At 72.8% G+C, this 18,794-nt stretch carries 18 protein-coding genes; 5 read left to right on the forward strand and 13 right to left on the reverse strand.

What is annotated here, in order from left to right:
• The first annotated feature begins 52 nt into the window (after positions 1-52).
• The gene (locus ACGFI9_RS07610) at positions 53-958 is read left to right on the forward strand and encodes an SMP-30/gluconolactonase/LRE family protein (RefSeq protein ID WP_393176074.1); all 906 of its coding nucleotides are present in this window, start codon (positions 53-55) and stop codon (positions 956-958) included.
• Here the strand turns inward: ACGFI9_RS07610 and ACGFI9_RS07615 are convergent, their stop codons facing one another.
• From ACGFI9_RS07615 to ACGFI9_RS07625, 3 genes are all read right to left on the reverse strand, one after another.
• Complete coding sequence (locus tag ACGFI9_RS07615; RefSeq protein WP_393176076.1) at positions 959-1,192, reverse strand: ferredoxin; 234 nt, start codon at positions 1,190-1,192, stop codon at positions 959-961.
• 25 nt (positions 1,193-1,217) lie between these two features.
• A complete protein-coding gene (locus ACGFI9_RS07620; RefSeq protein ID WP_393176078.1) occupies positions 1,218-2,423 on the reverse strand; it encodes a cytochrome P450 in 1,206 nt (401 codons plus the stop codon).
• Between the two features lie 196 nt (positions 2,424-2,619).
• Complete coding sequence (locus ACGFI9_RS07625) at positions 2,620-2,802, reverse strand: antitoxin (RefSeq protein ID WP_393176080.1); 183 nt, start codon at positions 2,800-2,802, stop codon at positions 2,620-2,622.
• A 110-nt stretch (positions 2,803-2,912) separates the two neighbouring features.
• Between ACGFI9_RS07625 and ACGFI9_RS07630 the strand changes: the two genes are divergently transcribed.
• A complete protein-coding gene (locus tag ACGFI9_RS07630; protein WP_393176082.1) occupies positions 2,913-4,016 on the forward strand; it encodes an AI-2E family transporter in 1,104 nt (367 codons plus the stop codon).
• A 54-nt stretch (positions 4,017-4,070) separates the two neighbouring features.
• On the opposite strand, the gene ACGFI9_RS07635 is transcribed toward ACGFI9_RS07630, so the two are convergent.
• Entirely contained in the window at positions 4,071-4,730 is a 660-nt protein-coding gene (locus ACGFI9_RS07635; RefSeq protein WP_393176084.1) for a dienelactone hydrolase family protein, read from the reverse strand.
• Between the two features lie 124 nt (positions 4,731-4,854).
• On the opposite strand from ACGFI9_RS07635, the gene ACGFI9_RS07640 reads away from it, so the two are divergent.
• Genes ACGFI9_RS07640 through ACGFI9_RS07650 form a run of 3 tightly spaced genes read left to right on the forward strand, consistent with a single transcriptional unit; the run spans position 4,855 to position 5,804 of the window.
• Positions 4,855-5,247: a MerR family transcriptional regulator gene (locus ACGFI9_RS07640; protein ID WP_393176086.1), complete on the forward strand. Its 393-nt coding sequence runs from the start codon at positions 4,855-4,857 to the stop codon at positions 5,245-5,247.
• The gene (gene trxA, locus ACGFI9_RS07645; RefSeq protein ID WP_393176088.1) at positions 5,217-5,564 is read left to right on the forward strand and encodes a thioredoxin; all 348 of its coding nucleotides are present in this window, start codon (positions 5,217-5,219) and stop codon (positions 5,562-5,564) included. The genes ACGFI9_RS07640 and trxA overlap by 31 nt, the downstream gene beginning before the upstream one ends.
• A 60-nt stretch (positions 5,565-5,624) precedes the next feature.
• On the forward strand, positions 5,625-5,804 hold the full coding sequence (locus tag ACGFI9_RS07650) for a hypothetical protein (RefSeq protein ID WP_393176090.1): 180 nt from the start codon (positions 5,625-5,627) through the stop codon (positions 5,802-5,804).
• A 42-nt stretch (positions 5,805-5,846) separates the two neighbouring features.
• On the opposite strand, the gene ACGFI9_RS07655 is transcribed toward ACGFI9_RS07650, so the two are convergent.
• The 9 genes from ACGFI9_RS07655 to ACGFI9_RS07695 all read right to left on the reverse strand — a co-directional run bounded on the left by ACGFI9_RS07655 (position 5,847) and on the right by ACGFI9_RS07695 (position 18,284).
• On the reverse strand, positions 5,847-8,219 hold the full coding sequence (locus ACGFI9_RS07655; RefSeq protein WP_393176092.1) for a glycoside hydrolase family 65 protein: 2,373 nt from the start codon (positions 8,217-8,219) through the stop codon (positions 5,847-5,849).
• A complete protein-coding gene (locus ACGFI9_RS07660; RefSeq protein ID WP_393176094.1) occupies positions 8,216-8,965 on the reverse strand; it encodes an HAD family hydrolase in 750 nt (249 codons plus the stop codon). The genes ACGFI9_RS07655 and ACGFI9_RS07660 overlap by 4 nt, the downstream gene beginning before the upstream one ends.
• 47 nt (positions 8,966-9,012) lie before the next feature.
• Positions 9,013-9,480 (reverse strand): DUF4442 domain-containing protein, encoded by a 468-nt coding sequence (locus tag ACGFI9_RS07665; protein ID WP_393176096.1) that lies wholly within the window; start codon positions 9,478-9,480, stop codon positions 9,013-9,015.
• A 140-nt stretch (positions 9,481-9,620) separates the two neighbouring features.
• Positions 9,621-10,925 (reverse strand): ABC transporter ATP-binding protein, encoded by a 1,305-nt coding sequence (locus ACGFI9_RS07670; protein WP_393176098.1) that lies wholly within the window; start codon positions 10,923-10,925, stop codon positions 9,621-9,623.
• A 128-nt stretch (positions 10,926-11,053) separates the two neighbouring features.
• On the reverse strand, positions 11,054-13,273 hold the full coding sequence (locus ACGFI9_RS07675; protein ID WP_393176100.1) for a CDP-glycerol glycerophosphotransferase family protein: 2,220 nt from the start codon (positions 13,271-13,273) through the stop codon (positions 11,054-11,056).
• A 16-nt stretch (positions 13,274-13,289) separates the two neighbouring features.
• Entirely contained in the window at positions 13,290-15,278 is a 1,989-nt protein-coding gene (locus ACGFI9_RS07680; RefSeq protein WP_393176102.1) for a DUF5941 domain-containing protein, read from the reverse strand.
• Positions 15,275-16,018 carry an ABC transporter ATP-binding protein gene (locus tag ACGFI9_RS07685; RefSeq protein ID WP_393176104.1) on the reverse strand — a complete coding sequence of 248 codons (744 nt, stop codon included), beginning with the start codon at positions 16,016-16,018 and terminating at the stop codon, positions 15,275-15,277. Before ACGFI9_RS07685 ends, ACGFI9_RS07680 begins: the two co-directional genes overlap by 4 nt.
• Positions 16,019-16,849 (reverse strand): ABC transporter permease, encoded by an 831-nt coding sequence (locus ACGFI9_RS07690; RefSeq protein ID WP_393176106.1) that lies wholly within the window; start codon positions 16,847-16,849, stop codon positions 16,019-16,021.
• A 64-nt stretch (positions 16,850-16,913) separates the two neighbouring features.
• Entirely contained in the window at positions 16,914-18,284 is a 1,371-nt protein-coding gene (locus ACGFI9_RS07695) for an L-serine ammonia-lyase (RefSeq protein WP_393176108.1), read from the reverse strand.
• Positions 18,285-18,794: the final 510 nt, after the last annotated feature.

The raw sequence follows: 18,794 nt of genomic DNA on the forward strand, positions 1-18,794 counted from the left end.
CGTTCGGTCATGCTAGCTTGACGCCAAACGACAGTCACGAGCGGAGGCGTTCATGGTCGATCGGTTCAGGACGCGGTTCGAGGTGCTCGACGAGCGGTTCCGCCGGGTGAACGGCGACGAGTGGGTGGAGTGCCTCTGGACCGGTGGCCGCTGGCTGGAGGGCCCGGCCTGGTTCTCCGCCGGGCGGTACCTGGTCTTCAGCGACATCCCCAACGACCGGCTGCTGCGGTGGGACGAGACCACCGGCGCGGTCGGGGTGTTCCGCCAGCCGGCCGGGTACGCCAACGGGCACACCGTCGACCGGCGCGGGCGGCTGGTGAGCTGCGAGCAGGGCCGGCGGCGGGTCACCCGGACCGAGCCGGACGGCACCGACACGGTGCTGGCCGAGCACTGGCGGGGCCGGCGCCTCAACAGCCCGAACGACGTGGTCGAGCGCTCCGACGGATCGATCTGGTTCACCGACCCCAGCTACGGCATCGACAGCGACTACGAGGGGCACCGGGCGGAGAGCGAGATCGGCGGTAACCACGTCTACCGGGTCGACCCGCAGGACGGCGTGGTGCACCGGGTCGCCGACGACTTCGGGCAGCCCAACGGGCTGGCCTTCAGCCCGGACGAGTCCGAGCTCTACGTGGTCGACACCCGGGCGAAGCACCTGCGCCGGTTCCAGGTGACCGACGGCGGCACGCTGCGCGGCGGCGACGTCTTCGCCACCTGCGACGCCGGCTCGTTCGACGGCGTACGGCTCGACGACGCTGGGCGGGTCTGGGCGGCGGCGCACGACGGGCTGCACTGCTTCGACCCGGACGGCACGCTGCTGGGCAAGCTGCACCTGCCCGAGGTGGTGGCCAACTTCACCTTCGGCGGCCCGCAGCGCAACAACCTCTACATCTGCGCCTCGAGCTCGCTCTACAGCATCCGGGTGAACATCAGCGGGGTGCGCTACCCCGGCTGGTGATCACTCCTCCGGGGCGACCCGCCGGAGGGTGTCCACGTCGGACACGATGACCGCCTCCATCGGGCAGGAGTCGGCGGCGTCGAGCACGGCCTCCACCGCCGCGACCCGCTCCGCCCGGGGGCGGGACAGCCCGTCGACCAGCACGAAGTGGTCGGGCGCCACCCCCGCGCAGATGCCCGACCCGATGCACCGCGCCGGATCGACGTGCAGCCGCCACACCGCCTCCTCGCTCACCCTCGCTCCTTCCGCTCCGCCCCGGTCACCAGGCCACCGGCATCGCCACCAGGCCCCGGACCAGCAGGCCCCGCTTCCAGGTCAGCTCCTCCTCGGGTACGGCCAGCCGGAGCCCCGGCGTCCGGTCGAGCAGGGTCTCCAGCACCACCCGCAGCTCCATCCGGGCCAACTGCGCGCCGACGCAGTGGTGCACGCCGTGCCCGAAGCCGAGGTGCGGATTGACCTCGCGGGTCAGGTCGAGCCGGTCGGCGTCGGGGAACACGCTCTCGTCCCGGTTGGCCGCCGGGATCGACACCACCACCGGTTCGCCCGCCCGGACCAGCACCCCGCCGAGTTCGACGTCCTCCGTCGCGTACCGGGCGAAGGCGGAGGTCGCGCCCAGCGGGATGAACCGCATCAGCTCCTCGACCGCCGTGGGCACCAGCTCCGGCCGGTCCCGCAGCGTCTCCCAGCCACCGGGGGTGGTCAGCAGGACGTACAGCATGTTGGGGATCTGGGTCACGGTGGTCTCGTGGCCGGCGGCGAGCAGCCCGGCGGCGAGGGTGACCATCTCCTCCTCGGTGAGCCGGTCGGCGTGCTCGTCCCGGGCCCGCACCATGGCGCTGAGCAGGTCGTCGGTGGGCTCGACCCGGCGCCGCGCGACCAGCGCACCCATGTAGGCCAGCAGGCTGTCGAGGTAGTGCTGGATCACGCCCGGTTCCAGCGAGGTGGTCGAGACGATCGCCTCCGACCAGGTGTGGAAGCGGTCCTGGTCGGACACCGGCACGCCGAGCAGGTCGCAGATGACCCGGATCGGCAGCGGCGTGGCCAGGTGTGCGACCAGATCGGCGGGCGGCCCGGCGGCGAGCATGCCGTCGACCAGCTCGTCCGCCACCGCCCGGGTACGCGGCCGCAGCTCCTCGACCCGGCGCGCGGTGAACGCCTTCGCCACCAGCCGGCGCACCCGGGTGTGTTCCGGCGGGTCCATCGACAGGATGCCGGTCTCCTGCTGCCGCGGCGTGTTGCGGGGCTCGTCGCGGCCGATCGCGGCGGCCCGGCTGAACCGGGGGTCGCCGAGCACGGTCCGCACGTCGGCGTGCCGGGTGGCCAGCCACGCCGGTTCGCCGTACGGAAGTTGGACCCGGATCAGCGGCTGCTCGCGCAGCGCGGCGTAGCGCGGGTCCAGGTCGAGTCGGTCGGGGGCGCTGAACGGGTAGCGCTGCGGGATGGTCGCCTGCGAAGTCTCGGTCACCGGCTGGCTCGCTCTCGTCCACGGCACCGGCGGGCGGTGCGGGTCGGGCTCCGCACGACTCGACGGTGAGTCATGCCCCGATTGCGGATGGTAGCGAGATTGCTCGATGCCTGCCAGGGGTCCACACCCGAAACGCCGCACCCGAAACGCCGCTCCCGGGCCGTCCACCATGGACTCCCCGGGAGCACGGCCTCGGTCAGCGGTCGCGGTCGCCCTGGCCGGTACGCTGCTGCGCCATGTCGACGCCCTTGTCGATCTGCTCTTCGTACTTCCCGCCGGTGCGCCGGTCCATCTGTTCGCCGGCCTTCTGGATGCCCTGGTCGATCTGCTTTTCATGCCGGTCGGCGAAGTCCTTGGCCTTGTCCATGAAGTCACGCATGTCCGGTCTCCCTTCGTGACGTCAATGCCTTCCCGGAGGCCGCGAGCACAAACGGGGGTGTCGGATCGGAGCCGGTCGGGTACCGAGGGGCCACGACCGAGGAGGGCGACGTGGACGAGGACGGTGGAACGCCCGGGGCAGCGGAGCCCACCCGCGCGGCGGGACCTCGGCAGGCGTGGGCGGGCCTGCCCTGGCCGGTCCGGACGGCCGTGACGTGGAGCGCGTGCCTGGTGGTCGTGGCGACCGCACTGTGGCTGCTCGGGAAGATCGTGGTGCTGCTGGCGCCGCTGGCCGTCGCGTTGGCCGGCACCCTCTTCCTCGCCGCGCTGCTCGACCCGGTACGGCAGCTGCTCCGCCGGATCCGGGTGCCCGCCGCGCCGGCCGCCCTGTGCACCGTCCTGCTGCTGCTCGGCGTCCTGACCGGTGTGGGCGTGCTGGTGTGGAACCTGACCGCCAGCCAGTTCGGCGAGCTGAGCCAGCAGCTCGACCAGGGGCTGGAGCGCAGCCGGGACTTCGTCACCACCAACCTGCCGATCACCGAGGCCCAACTCGACCGGCTCGTGCAGCAGACCCGCGACGGGGTGCGCGGCAGCACCCCCGATCCGGTGGCCGGCGCGCGGACCGCCGCCGAGGTGGCCGGCTCGGTGCTGTTCGCCCTGGTGCTGCTCTTCTTCCTGCTCAAGGACGGCCGGTCCATGTGGCGCTGGGTGCTGCGCCGGATGACCGGCCCCCACCGGGACCTCGTCGCCGAGGCGGGCCGGGCCGGCTGGCGGACGCTCGGCGCGTACAGCCGGGGCACGCTGATCATCGCGGCGATCGACGCGACCGGGATCGGGCTGGCGCTGGTGCTGCTCGGCGTACCGCTGGCCCTGCCGCTCGCCCTGATCACCTTCATCGGCGGGTTCGTCCCGATCATCGGCGCGACGGTGGCCGGGGCGATCGCCGTACTGGTCGCCCTCGCCGCCAACGGCCCGACCACCGCCCTGCTCACCCTGGCCGCCGTCATCGCCGTGCAGCAGATCGAGGGCAACCTGCTGGAGCCGCTGGTGATGAAGCGGCAGGTGCAGCTCCACCCGGCGGTCATCCTGGTGGTGGTCACCGCCGGCACGCTGGTCGCCGGCATCGCGGGCGCGTTCGTCTCGGTCCCGATCGCGGCGGTCACCTGGCGCGTCCTGGACACCGTCCAGCGCCACCGGGCGGCCGTCGCCACCTGACGCCACCGGCCGTCACCGCCGCCCGGCGCGGACCTCCGCGCCGGGGGCTCCCGGTCAGGCCGGATGCGGGGTACGCAGCCGCGTGGTGAACCAGGTCCCCGCCTCGTCGGCCACCTGCTCCAGGGTGCCCGGCTCCTCGAACAGGTGGGTGGCGCCGGGGACGATCCGCAGCTCGGCCATGTCCCCCAGCACCGCCCTGGCCTGCTCGTTGAGCGCGATCACCTGCTCGTCCAGGCCGCCGACCAGCAGCAGCGTCGGGGCGCGTACCGCCGACAGGGAGCTGCCGGCCAGGTCCGGGCGGCCCCCGCGGGAGACCACGGCGCGGACCCGCTCCGGCCGGGCGGCGGCGGCGACCAGGGCCGCGGCGGCGCCCGTGCTGGCCCCGAACAGCCCGACCGGCAGCGGCCCCAGGGCCGGGTCGGCGGCCATCCAGTCGACGATGGCGGCCAGCCGCTCGGCGAGCATCCCGATGTCGAAGCGCAGCTCGGCGGTTATCTCGTCCCGCGCGTCCTCGTCCGGGGTGAGCAGGTCGATCAGCACGGTGGCCAGCCCCCGGTCGTTGAGCTCCTGGGCGACGGCCACGTTGCGCGGGCTGTGCCGCGAGCTGCCGCTGCCGTGCGCGAAGAGCACCACACCGATCGCCCCGGAGGGCACGATCACGTCGGCGGCCAACCCGCCCTCCACCACCGGAACCGTCACCTCACGCGTGTCCATCCCGCACACCTCCCACCGGCCCGCATACCCACCCCCGCCCCCACCTCACCCGGCGTTGCCGGCTTGCCTTGACGTCGGCGGCAAGGTTTAGCGTGGGCGGCACGGGCAGGTCAGGGAGGTCGGGATGCGGATCGGGGAGCTGGCGGAACGAGCCGGAACGAGCACCCGGACGCTGCGGTACTACGAGACCCAGGGGCTGGTGCGACCACGCCGTTCCGCGAACGGTTACCGGATCTACGACGAGGCGGAGCTGCGCGTCGTGCACGAGATCCGGTCCCTGCTGGCGGTCGGCTTCGGGCTGGACGACATCCGGCCGTTCGTGGCGTGCCTGCGGGCCGGCCACAGCTCCGGCGACGTCTGCCCGGATTCGGTCGCGGTGCTGCGGCGCAAGCTCGCCGAGGTGGACGACTACCTCGACCGGCTCGGCGCGGTCCGCCGACAGCTGCACGACCAGCTCGCCCGCGCGATCGCCCACCGGGAGGAAACATGCCTCAGGACACGCAAGAGAGCCGACTGACCGCGGTCACCGACGGGACCTTCGCGGCCACGGTGCTGGCCGCCGACCGGCCGGTGGTGGTCGACTTCTGGGCGGAGTGGTGCCCGCCCTGCCGGACGGTCTCCAGGCACCTCGCGGAGCTGGCCGAGGAGTTCGGCGACCGGCTGCGCTTCGTCACCCTCAACTCCGACGAGAACCCGGAGACCACCCGGGCGTACCAGGTGATGTCCATGCCGACCATGCTGGTGTTCCGGGACGGTCAGGTGGTCGGCTCGATCGTCGGCTCCCGGCCGAAGAACCACCTCCGGCTCAGCTTCGCGCGGCACCTGGACGGTTGAGCCGCCGCCGAGCGGGAACGCGCGGGGTGACCACGGACCCCGACGGATCGCGAGGACGTCATGGCGAAGCAGGACAGGCCCCGTGAGCAGGAGCTCACCGACCAGAAACGCCGCGAACAGGAGCTAGAGCGCTCACCGGACTGGGCGGACCGGGCATCCCTGGCGCGTACCGCCGACGACCCGCAGGCCACGGCGCCCCGGGACGCCGGTGGCCGGCCGTCCAACGGCCGCCAGTTCTGACGTACGGGTGGAATGGCCCGGCCCCCGGCGGGCCGGGCCATCTCACGGGGCGCTCTCCGGCAGGTGCAGCAGGGGCGCCCGGCCCGGCGGCTGCTCCGGCTGCGGCCCGGACGGGTGCGCCGGCGGCACCGGCACGGTGACCGGCTGCGCGCCGGTGACCCGGAGGCGCTCGCCGTGGTGGCGCAGCTCCAGCACCGTGTCCGGTCCCGCCTTGCGCAGCGAGTACGTCGTCTGGTGCGGCCGGACGTCCACCCGCAGGTGTATCGACCGCCACTGGAGGGAGAACTCCAGGCGGCTGAGCCGGCTGGAGAGCCGGGGCGAGAAGGAGAGCCTGCCGTCGTGGTCGCGCAGGCCGCCGAAGCCGGCCACCAGGGCGATCCAGGCCCCGGCCAGCGAGGCCATGTGCACGCCGTCGCGGGTGTTCTCGTTCAGGTCGTGCAGGTCCATCAGCGCGGCCTCGCGCAGGTAGCGGTGGGCCAACTCCGGGTGGCCGACCTCGGCGGCCATCACCGCCTGGGTGCAGGCGCTCAGCGAGGAGTCCCGGACGGTACGCCGCTCGTAATAGAGGAAGTTGCGCAGCTTCTCCAGCCCGCTGAACGCGTCCCCGCGCCAGTGCATGGCCAGCACCAGGTCGGCCTGCTTGACCACCTGCTTGCGATAGAGGTCGAAGTACGGGTAGTGCAGCAGCAACGGATACTTCTCCGGCGGGGTGTGCTCGAAGTCCCACTCCTGCAACCGGGTGAAGCCCTCCACCTGCTCGTGGACCCCGGCCTCCTCGTCGTACGGGAGGTGCATGGCGTGCGCCGCGTCCCGCCAGGCGGCCGCCTCCTCCTCGGTGACGCCGAGGTCGAGGGACTGGTCCCGGTAGCGCATCGCGCACTCGGCGGCGGTGAGCAGGTTCCGCTGCGCCATCAGGTTGGTGTAGATGTTGTCGTTCTTGACCGCCGTGTACTCGTCCGGCCCGGTCACCCCGTCGATGTGGAACTGCCCGTTGCGGTCGTGGTGGCCGAGCGAGCGCCAGAGCCGGGCGGTCTCGATCAGCAGCTCCAGCCCGATCTCCTGTTCCAGCACCAGGTCGTCGGTGGCCAGCACGTACCGGCGCAGCGCGTCCGCGACGTCGGCGGCGATGTGGAACGCGGCGGTGCCGGCCGGCCAGTACGCCGACGACTCCGGGCCCTCGATGGTGCGCCACGGGAAGGCGGCTCCCGCCAGGTTGAGCGTCCGGGCCCGCTCCTGCGCCTGCGGCAGGGTGGCGTGGCGCCAGTACAGCGCGTCCCGCACCGCCGACGGCTGGGTGTACGTGAGGACCGGCAGCACGAACATCTCGGTGTCCCAGAACGCGTGCCCGTCGTACCCGGGGCCGGTGAGCCCCTTCGCGGAGATCGGCCGGCGCTCCGCGCGGGCACCGGCCTGGAGCACGTGGAAGAGGCCGAACCGGACCGCCTGCTGCACCTCCGGGTCGCCCTCCACGCGCACGTCGGCGGCGTCCCAGAACTCGTCCAGGAACTCCCGCTGCGCCCGGCGCAGCCCGTCCCAGCCGTCCAGGCGGGCCGCGGCCAGGGCCGCCCCGACCTGGTCCCGCAGCGCCGGCAGCGAGCGCCGGCTGGACCAGCCGTAGGTCAAATACTTGACCACCCGCAGCGTCTGCCCCGGCTTGAGCACGCAGCCGACGGTGGTACGGACCCAGTCCTCGTACCCCTCGGACTCGATGGTGGTGCGCTCCGGGCCGTACACGTCGTGCGCCATCTGCGCGGCGACCCGCAATCCGCTGACCTTGGTGCGGTGGATCAGCAGCCCACCGTCGTCGGTGGTCAACTCCTCCTCGGACTGCAACGGCGATTCCAGCACGGCGGCCACCCGGGGGTCGCGGCTCTGCGGCGGCAGGGTCTCGTTGGCCACCAGCTCGGACTGGAGGATCAGCCGCAGCGGCCCCTCCAGCGCCTCGACCTCGTAGTTGATCGCGCCGACCGCCCGCTGGGTGAACGACACCAGCCGGGTGCTGCGGACCTTGACATCGCGGCCGGCCGGTGAGCGCCAGTGCAGCTCCCGGTGCAGGGTGCCGGCCCGCAGGTCGAGGACTCGCTCGTGGGAGAGGAGTTCGCCGTACCGGACGTCGAGCGGCTCGTCGTCGACCAGCAGCCGGACCAGCTTGCCGTTGGTGACGTTGACGATGGTCTGGCCGGACTCCGGGAAGCCGAAGCCGGCTTCCGCGTACGGCAGCGGCCGCAGCTCGTAGAAGGAGTTCAGGTAGGTGCCGGGGAGGCCGTGCGGCTCCCCCTCGTCCAGGTTGCCGCGCAGCCCGATGTGCCCGTTGGAGAGGGCGAATACCGACTCGGACTGGGCGAGCACGTCCATGTCGAGCTGGGTCTCCCGGACATGCCACGGCTCGACCGGGTACGCCCGTTCCCGGATCACGCCGCGGCCCCGGTCAACAGCTCGGCGAGGTCGGTGACGACGACGTCCGCGCCGTGCGCCCGCAGGTCATCGGCCTGGCCGACCCGGTCGACGCCCACCACGTACCCGAAGCGTCCGGCCCGGCCGGCCTCGACCCCGGCGAGCGCATCCTCGAAGACCGCGGCCTGCTCCGGCGGCACGCCGAGCAGCTCCGCCCCGGCCAGGAAGGTGTCCGGGTGCGGCTTGCCGCGCAGGCCCCGCTCGCGGGCCAGCACCCCGTCCACCCGGGCCTCCAGGAACCGCTCCAGCCCGGCGCCCTGCACCACGGCCGCGCAGTTGGCGCTGGCCGAGACGACCGCCCGGCGCAGCCCGGCGCGGACGGCGGCCTCCAGGTAGCGCACCGAGCCCGCGTAGACCTCCACCCCGTCGGTGTGGATCCGCTTGAGCAGGATGACGTTCTTCCGGTTGCCCACCCCGTTGACCGTGTCCATCTCCGGCGGGTCGTCGGGCGAGCCCTCGGGCAGCGTGATCCCGCGGGAGGCCAGGAAGGAGCGCACGCCGTCGGCCCGCGGCTTCCCGTCCACGTACCGGTTGTAGTCCGGCCCGGGGTCGTACGGGCGGAACGGCTCGCCGGTGGCCGCCGCGCGCTGCTTCAGGAACGCGTTGAAGGTCTCGGTCCAGGCGGCATTGTGCACCTTGGCGGTCTGCGTCAGCACACCGTCCAGATCGAAGAGACAGGCGGTCACGTGAGCGGGTAGGCCCAGCACGGTACGAATCTATCCAGCGGACCGGCCGGGGAAACCCGATTCGGACGTCAGCGGTTCGGGCGGAGCGTCCAGACCACCGTCAGCGCCGAGGTGGGGGTGCCGTCCTCGGTGCCGATCTCCACCTCGACCGGGAACTCCGGCCGCTGCCCCGCGTCCAGCTCGGCGATCACCTCGGCCGGGGTACGCCCCAGCCGGGCGGTGGCCAGCACCGGCCCCAGGGCGACCTTCTGGTAGCGGATGGTGGCCGTCACGGCCAGCGGCACCGCCCGGTCGAGCACCTGACCGAACGCGGCGAGCACCACCGCCCCGGAGGCGGTCTCCCCGAGCGTGAACATGGCGCCGGCGTGCGGGCCGCCGACGTGGTTGTGGTGCTCCGGGGCGTCGGGGAGCCGGACGACTGCCCGTACCCCGCCCTCGGCCTCGGGGGCGACCTCGACGAATTCGATACCGAGCGTGCGGGCGAACGGCACGGCTTCGAGCAGACCGGCCGCCACCTGGCGAGAGTCGATGGACATGCCCGAACGCTACTCGCCGGTAACTTTCCGGGCAAGGGGCTGCGGGCCGCTCGAAGAATTGCGGCAAGTCGGCCCATCCCCTGACGAGATGAGGCCGACTTGCCGCAGAACGAGTTGGTCCTGGCCGCGGCCGGCTGGGCTCAGCGCCAGCCGACGTCGATCCGGTCGCCGCGCTCGTCGAAGAAGTGCAGCGCGTCCATGCGGACCTGGACGGCCAGCGGGTGCCCCGCCGTGACGGCCGGGTACGGGGCGAGCCGGACGGCCAGTTCCGCCGGGCGGCGGTGGTGCCGGCCGGGGTCGGGCAGCACGCTGGTCCGGTTCCCGCCGCCGCTCGGCGCGGAGACCGGGGCGTCCACCGACCGCCCGGTGAGCCGCTGCATGACGTGCCCGAACCGGCGCAGGCCGCGCTGGCCGGGCGCCGCGTTCTCCACCGGCGTGCCCATCTCGTCCACCACGATCGCCGTGGCGCCGATGTCGAGGAAGGCCAGCGACTCGTGGCCGTGGTGCTCCAGGTAGCGGATCCGCCCCTGGAGCACGTCGCCGGGGGTATCCGGGGCGACCGGGGTGAGCGCCTCGGCCCGCATGCCGATCACGATCCGCTCGCCGTGGTAGTGCGCCACCGCCCGGCTGCGGATGTCGTCCCAGGGCAGGTAGAGCGACTGCTCGCCGAGGTTCAGCGCCACGTAGCGGTCGAGGTGGACGTAGACCGACGCCTCCAGCAGGTTCATCCGGGGGCTGCCGAGGAAGGCGGCGACGTAGAGGGTCGCCGGCCGGCCGTACACCTGGGTCGGGGTGCCCACGTCCTGGAGCACGCCCTTGCGCATGATGGCGACCCGGTCGGCCATGGTCAGCGCCTCGGCCTGGTCGTGCGTGACGTAGACGGTGGTGACGCCGAGCTCGCGGGTCAGCCCGGAGATCTCGGCGCGCAGTTCGGCGCGGAGGCCGCTGTCCAGGTTGGAGAGCGGCTCGTCCATCAGGAACAGGCCGGGCCGGCGCACTATCGCCCGCCCCATCGCGACCCGCTGCCGCTGGCCGCCGGAGAGCTGGCTGGGTTTGCGGGCGAGCACGTCCCCGATGCCGAGGGCGCTCGCCACGTCCTGGATCCGCTCCCCGCGCGGGCCCGGCTCGACGCCGGACAGGCGCAGCGGGAACCCGATGTTCTCGCCCACGGTCATGTGCGGGTACAGGGCGAAGTCCTGGAAGACCATGGCGATCTTCCGCTCCCGGGGCGGCAGGTCGTTGGCCACCTCTCCGTCGAGCATCACGGCGCCGGAGGTCGGGTCCTCCAGCCCCGCCACCATCCGCAGCACGGTGGACTTGCCGCAGCCAGAGGGGCCGAGCAGCACCATGAATTCGCCGTCGTTGACGTCCAGATTGATGGTGTCGACCGCGACTGTCCCGTCCTGGAACACCTTGGTGACATCCTTGAGCGCGACGGTGGTCACCGTCTCCTCCCCAGCTCCTAGGCCGAACCCGGGATTGACTGTGACGAGGATCATCGGATTCGCACATCGGGTAAACGTGCCATGTTGCTCCCGTGACAGACCTATTACGGCGGATCGGTCGGCGCCGATCAGTAAGGTGACCGGCGAGTAGCCTCTGTTCCGGCCGGCTCGTCCAGGAAGACCCGGCGTACCACCCGCTCGGCGGCGTGCCCGTCGTCGAGGGCGCAGAACCGCGCCCGGAACCGCTGCCGGTGCTTCTCGGCCTCCGGCGAGCGCAGCGCGTCCGAGCGGAACAGTTCCAGCAGCGCGGGAAAGTCCAGCGCCACCGGGCCGGGCGACTCGGCGATCAGGTCGAAGTAGACACCCCGGGCCACCCGGTACGCGTCCCAGTCCGGCGCGTACACGACGATCGGCCGGTCCAGCACGGCGTAGTCGAACATCGCCGACGAGTAGTCCGTGACCAGCACGTCCGCGGCGAGGTAGAGGTCCTCCACCCGGTCGTGGGTGCTCACGTCCAGCACCCCACCGGCGAGCGGGCCGCGGGGTCGCCGGTCCCGGTCGTGGAAGTAGTGGCTGCGCATCAGCAGCCGGCCCGCCGGCCCGAGCACCTCGCACATCCGGTCCGGGTCGAACGGCGGCCGCCACCCGGGCAGGTGCTCCCGGTGCGTCGGCGCGTAGAGCACCACGTGCTCGTCCAGCCCGATGCCCAGCTCCTTCCGGACCTGGCGGCACTCCTCCGGGGTGGCCAGCGCCAGCCGGTCGTTACGCGGGTAGCCGACCTCCAGCGTGGTGTACGTGGCCGGGTACGCCCGCTCCCACATCTGCGTCGAGAAGCTGTTCGAGGAGACGCTGAAGTCCCACCGGTCGACCCGGCTCAGCAGCTTGGCGAAGTCCATCCCCCGCGCCCCCATCGGGTACCGCTGCTGGTCCAGCCCCATCACCTTCACCGGGGTGCCGTGGTGGGTCTGCAGGTGCACCGTGCCGGGCCGCTTGCGGACGAAGTCCGGGAAGTTGACGTTGTTCACCAGCCAGCGGGCCCGGGCCAGCACCCGGTAGTACTCGCGGGTGCCGGCGACCACGTACTCCACCCCGGGCGGGAGGGTGTCGACCCGGTCCCGCCGGACGATCCACACCCCACGCACCTGGGGGGCGAGGCGGCGGGCGGCGGCGTAGATCGCGGCCGGGTTGCAGGCGTACCCCCGGTACCAGTACGCGGCGAAGACGGCGAGCGTCGGGTCCAGCGGCCGGTGCAGCTCGCCCCGGTAGTACTCGCGCAGCGCGGCGTTCCGGGCCTTCCGCGCGGCACGCCGGGCCACCGGCAGCACCCGCCGCTTGACCTTGCGGGCGGTGCGCCGGGCCGTCTCCGCCGCCTGGTTGGCGTCGCGGAGCGCGCTGAACGTCCGCCACCGCCCGGCCGCCACCAGGCGGTGCTTCAACCCGTCCACCCCGGGCGGGACCGGGTAGCCCTGCGGCGGCAGGAAGCGGACGTAGTCGGCGTGGATCTGGGCGAAGAACGCGGGCCGCAACTCGGGGGCGATCCGCTCGCCGTTGCCGAGCACGGTCAGGTAGTGCCAGATCATCCGCTCGAAGACGTCCGGGCGCAGCGCCTCGACCGTGGCGTCCCAGCGGTCCATCAGCCGGAACACCCGGTGCCACTGGGCGAACACCTCGAAGTGCCGGTCGCCCCGGGTCCGGGTGATCGCCCCGGTCCGGCGCTGCCGGTAGTTGAGGCAGATCCGGTCCAGCACGCCGATCCGCTCGGCGACCATCAGCACCGGGTAGCTGAACGAGACGTCCTCGTACCAGCCCGGTTCGAAGCGCAGCCCCCGCTCGACCAGGAACTCCCGCCGCACCAACCGGTTCCAGGCGGTGTGCAGCAGCCGCATGGTCTCCGGCCGTTCCACCAGCCGGAAGGTCGTCTCGCCGGGCGGCTCCGGGAACACCTCGCGCATCGCGCTGCGGGTGCCGACGTTGTTCCAGTGCGCCCGGACGTGGTCGACGATCAGCACGTCCGGGCGGGTGGCGTCGAGCCGGTCGACCACGTGCGGCAGGCAGCCCGGGACCAGCCAGTCGTCGCCGTCGACGAACCAGACGTACTCGCCGGCGGCCCGGTCCAGCCCGATGTTGCGGGCCGGACCGAGCCCGACGTTCTCGGCGAGGCGGACCGGGCGGACCCGGGGGTCGCGCTCCGCGTACTCGATCAGGATCTCGCCGCTGTCGTCCGGCGAGGCGTCGTCGACCCCGATCACCTCGAGGTCGTCGTACGGCTGCTCGAGGATCGAGTCCAGACACTCCCGCAGGTAGCCCTGCACGCGATAGGCCGGTACGACGAAGCTGAGCAGAGTCATCCCGGCCGGCCCTCCGTCAGCCCGGCGAGCGGACACCCCCGCCCGTCGGGGCCGGCGTCCGCCGGGCGCGAGCCGGCAGGACCACCCAGGCGAGAACCACGCTCGCGACAAAAACCACGAGAAGGTACGCACCGAGTGTAGCCAGAGCGATACTCGCAATTCCGGCGATTGCCGCTAGACCCAGCAGCACCGACCGCCCCTCCCAACCCAACGAGGCGGCATGCAGCGGCGGCGCCACCTGCCGCTTCTCCAGCCGGGCGGTCAGGTCGTAGTGGTGCAGGGTGAGCACGAAGACGTACCCGAAGATCAGCCAGGCGGGCGCGCCGCCGACCACCCCGACCGCGATGGCGAACAGGTACTCCCCGGCCCGCAGCGCGGCCGGGATCAGCCAGTCCAGCGGCCCGTCGGGCGTCGCCCGGACGCCGAGCGCGGCGAGCAGCCAGACCAGCAGGGCCACCACGACCACCCAGCGCGGCGTATCGCTGCCCCACCTCCAGGCCAGGAGCAGCAGTACCGCCGGCGCCACCGCCGGCAGCACGGCCAGCCACAGCACCCCGACCCCACGGCGGGCGCCCCGGAGCAGGAGGCGTTCCAGGCCGGACGGGCGGGCCGCCGCGAACCGCCGGACCACCGGACCGTCGTCCCGGTGCAGAATCACGTCGACCGTGGTCATCACCGGCACCCGCATCCACCAGGCCCGCAGCGTCCGCAGCGCCCCGGTGTACGCGAACGCCAGCGTCCCCCAGACCAGCACCGCGCAGAGCGCGACCAGCGGACCGAAGAGCGCGGCGGCCAGCGCCATCAGCGCCCACCGCTCCCCGATCGGGAAGACCACCGTCCGCTTCAGCCAGTACGACACCGAACCGGTGTCCGCCTGCACCTTCGTCGAGGCGGCGTTCAGCTTCCCGCCGATGCCGGCCTCCTCGACCGCGGCACGGGGCCGCCGGGCCGCCTCGTCGTGCAGCACGCCGTACCAGGTGTCGGTCATGTGCCGCACGGTCTGCAGCGTCATCGCGGCGATCGCCAGCGCCCAGCCGTAGCGGAAGCCCGCGTGCGTGGCGCCGTAGCCGAGGCCGGCGTAGACCACGTACTCCTTGGCCCGGTCGGCCATCGTGTCCAGCCAGCCGCCCCAGGCGCTGAAGTTCCGCGTGTAGCGGGCCAACTGCCCGTCCACGCAGTCCAGCACGAAACCGAGGTAGAGCAGGACCCCGCCGGCGACCAGCGCGGGCCGGCCGCCGACGCCGAAGAGCACGGCGGCGGCCACCGCGAAGGCCACCGAGATCATGGTCACCCCGGTCGGGCTCAGCCCGAGCCGGGCGGCGGCCTTCGTGACGTACGGGGACCAGGTGCTGACGAAGAACGTGGTGAAGAAGTCGTCCCGCTCCTTCACCGAGAGGCGCAGCTCCGCCTTGTCCTCGTCGACCGCGGCCACCGCCGCCTCGGCCGCGCGCAGGTCCGCCTCCGTGCCGACCCGGTGCGCCACGAGCAGGCGTACCCGATGGGCGAAGATCAGCGACCCGCGCGCGGCGAGGCCGGCGAAGAGCTGGTCCAGCGCGGACGCCGGGTCCACGGCACCCGCCGCGGCCCGCTCGGCGGCGGCGATCAGGTACGGCAGCTCGGCCGGGCCGACCCGCAGCGCGCCGCCGAACACGCCGGTCGCGCCCGCCGGGTCGTCGACCGCTACCACCTGGCCCCGGTCCTCACGGACCGTCGCCCGGCCGGGTGCCGGCGGGTCGGTGAGCACCAGGGCCACCGTCGGCCCCACCGGGCTGGTCGCCAGGTGCTTCAGTACGGCGGTGTGCGCCATCAGGTCGGCCCCGCTGAGCAGCACCGGGGCGGTCGCGGCGGCCAGCAGCGCGGCCAGCTCGGCCAGGTCGGCGGCCACCCGTACCTCGGTCACCCCGGCCCGCCGCCACTGCCCGGCGAGCCGGTCGACCAGGCGTTCCCCCGAATCGGTGGTCAGGCCCGCCGCCGGCCCGGCGGCGAGCACGATCGCGAGCGTCACCGCGGGGAAGCGCTGGCGTACGCCCGCAGCGCCTCGTCGATGGTCCCGTCGACGGTCAGCCGTCCCGCGTCGAGGTAGAGCCCCCGACGGCAGAACCGGGTGAGGTCCTTTTCGTTGTGTGACACCAGCACCAGCGTGCGCCCTTCCGCGAGAAGTCGCTCGATGGTCGCATAGCACTTCGCGCGGAACTCCGCGTCCCCGACCGCGGTCACCTCGTCCATCAACAGGATGGGGTGGGGCAGGTGAGCGATGATCGCGAAGCCGAGCCGCACCTTCATGCCGGAGGAGTAGTGCCGGACCGAGGTGTCCACCGAGCGCTCGACCTGCTCCCCGGCGAACGAGACGATCTCGTCGAAGTGCCGCCGCAGGTACGTCGTCGACAGCCCGTGCAGCCCGCCCACCAGGTACAGGTTTTCTCGCCCGGTCAGGTCGTTGGAGAAGCCGGCGGAGAGCTCCAGCAGCGGGGCGACCGCGCCGCGTACCCGGATCCGGCCCTCGTCGGGGATCAGCACCCCGGCGATCAGCCGCAGCAGCGTGCTCTTGCCGGTCCCGTTGCGCCCGACCACCCCCACGGTCTCGCCCGGCTCGATCCGGAACGACACGTCCCGCAGCGGCCAGAACTGGTCGGTGGCGGCGCTCCGCCGGCCCCGGTGGATCAGCAACTCCCGCAGCCGCAGCTGGCGCCGCCGGTTCCGGACGAACCGGATGCCGAGCCCCTCCGCCTCGATGATCGCCGGCATTCAGAGTTCCTTGAGCACGGCCGGTTCGAGCCGGCGGAACGACCACCAGCCGGCCGCCAGCACCAGCAGGCTGCCCAGCACGGTCACGGCGAGCAGCCGGGCGTCGGGGAACTCGTCCGGGTACCAGATGGCGTGGTGCAGCTGAAAGATGCCGACCAGCGGGTTCAGCTCGTACGCGACCTTGATCCAGGTCGGCATGCCGGAGTCCCGGACCAGGGCGAGCGGGTAGATGATCGGGGTGGCGTAGAAGAGCACCCGGATGATCAGCCGCATGAACCGCTCGATGTCCCGCATCAGCACGTTCCACGCCGACAGCAGCAGGGCGACCCCGACGAGCAGGACGAACTGCACCGTCACGGCCAGCGGCAGGGACAGCAGCGGCCACCAGCCGGGGTGGATCTTCCCGTGCGCCACGTAGATCGCCGCGATGCCGACCAGGATGGGCAGCCCGGCGAGGTACTCGGCGAACCGTCCGGTGACCCGGCCGATCGGGAAGACCTGCCGGGGCACGTTCATCGTGGTGATCAGCCGGGCCTGCCCGGTGAGCGCGTTGGTCGCCTCGGTCAGCGCCGAGCTGGCCCACATCCAGGCGAAGATGCCGGTGATCAGGAAGAGCGGGTACGAACCGGCCGCCTCGCCCAGGTGGCGGCGGGTGGCGCCGGAGTAGAGCACGCCGAAGACGAACCAGTAGATCAGGCCCATACCGAGCGGTTCGATGAGCGACCAGAAGTAGCCCAGCACCGACTGCTGGTACTTCACCGCGAGGTCCCGCTTGACCAGGATGCGCAGCGAGTTGCGGGCCGACCAGAGCGCGGCGACTCCTGCCGTCACCGTCCCATCCTCGCCTCCGCCGTTCTCGGTCGACACGGGTACCCCCGGGGTCACCCCTTCGGGTTCAACACTCGATGACGTTGACCGCCAGGCCGCCCCGCGCGGTCTCCTTGTACTTCACCTTCATGTCGGCGCCGGTCTCCCGCATGGTCTTGATGACCTTGTCCAGCGAGACGGCGTGCACGCCGTCGCCGCGCAGCGCCAGCCGGGCGGCGGTGATCGCCTTGATGCTGGCCACCGCGTTCCGCTCGATGCACGGGATCTGCACCAGGCCGCCGACCGGGTCGCAGGTGAGCCCGAGGTTGTGCTCCATGCCGATCTCGGCCGCGTTCTCCACCTGCTCGGGCGTGCCGCCCAGCGCCTCGGCGAGCCCGGCCGCCGCCATCGAGCAGGCCGAGCCGACCTCACCCTGGCAGCCGACCTCGGCCCCGGAGATCGAGGCGTTCTCCTTGAACAGCACGCCGATCGCGCCGGCCGCGAGCAGGAACCGGATGACCCCCTCGTCGGAGGCGCTGGGCACGAACCGGGTGTAGTAGTGCAGCACGGCCGGGATGATCCCGGCGGCGCCGTTGGTCGGGGCGGTCACCACCCGGCCGCCGGCGGCGTTCTCCTCGTTGACCGCGAGGGCGAAGAGGGTGACCCAGTCCATCGCGCGCAGCGGGTCGGTGGCGTCGGCCTCCGCCTCCAGGCTCCGGCGCAGCTCGGCGGCCCGGCGGCGGACCTTCAGCCCGCCCGGCAGCACGCCGTCCCGGGCGCAGCCGTTCTCCACGCACTCCCGCATGACCCGCCAGACCTCCAGCAGCCCGGCCCGCACGTCCGCCTCGCTGCGCCAGGAGAGCTCGTTGGCGAGCATCACCTCGCTGATCGACAGCCCGGTGTCGGTGGTGACCGCCAGCAGCTCCGCGCCGGTGAGGAACGGGTACCGCACCCGGGTGCTGTCCGGCTTGATCCGGTCCGCCCCGGCCGCCGCCTCGTCGACCACGAACCCACCACCCACCGAGTAGTAGGTGCGGGTCCGGACCTGGTTCCCGGCCCCGTCGAAGGCCGCGAAGGTCATGCCGTTCGGGTGGTACGGCAGCGAGCGCCGCCGGTGCAGCACCAGGTCCCGGTCCGGGTCGAAGTCGATCTCCTGGGTGCCGAGCAGGCCGAGCCGCCGCTCGGCCCGGATCCGCGCCACCCGCGGCCCGACGCTGTCCGTGTCGACCGTCTCCGGGGCCTCGCCCTCCAGCCCGAGCAGCACGGCCCGGTCGCTGCCGTGGCCGTGCCCGGTGGCGCCCAGCGAGCCGAACAGCTCGGCCTGCACCCGGACCACGTCGGTGAGCAGCCCGTCGGCCTTGAGCCCGGCCACGAAGGTCCGCGCGGCCCGCATCGGGCCCACGGTGTGCGAGCTGGACGGCCCGATGCCGACGCTGAAGAGGTCGAAAACACTGATCATGGCTGCACTTTCCTCGCCGTCGTACCCGTTGTGCGGATCCGGACCGGTGTGTGCCGCTCCCGGTCCGGGGACGGCGGGTGGACCCCTGGGTACGGGGCCCGACCGGCGAGCCTACCCGCCCAGGTCAGTACCCGCCCCCACCCCGCCGGCACACTCACGCCACCCCACCCTCCACCCCGTCCGTCTCGCCACCGTCACCACCGGACGTCCCGCCCGCGCGCCGCTCGCCAACGCCGGGGCACGACCACGTGAGCCCGCCTTTGGAGCTGATATCACCAACGACTCATCGGCCCATTCCGCGGTGGCGCGGTCAGGCCCGGACGGGCGCGCGGCCCCCGGTCCCGATATCACGAACGACTCAGCTCCACAGCCACCCGGGGGCAATGTTCGAGCAGCCCCGCGACCGCCCGCAGGATCGGGCCCGAGCAGCCCCGAGACCACCCAGCGGGCCAGGCTCCGGCCGAAAAGCGGAGGGCTGTCGACCGCGGCGCCACGCGGGCGGGTCGGCGG

The organism is Micromonospora sp. NPDC048930 (assembly GCF_043197935.1).
In the GTDB taxonomy this organism is placed as follows: Bacteria; Actinomycetota; Actinomycetes; order Mycobacteriales; family Micromonosporaceae; genus Micromonospora.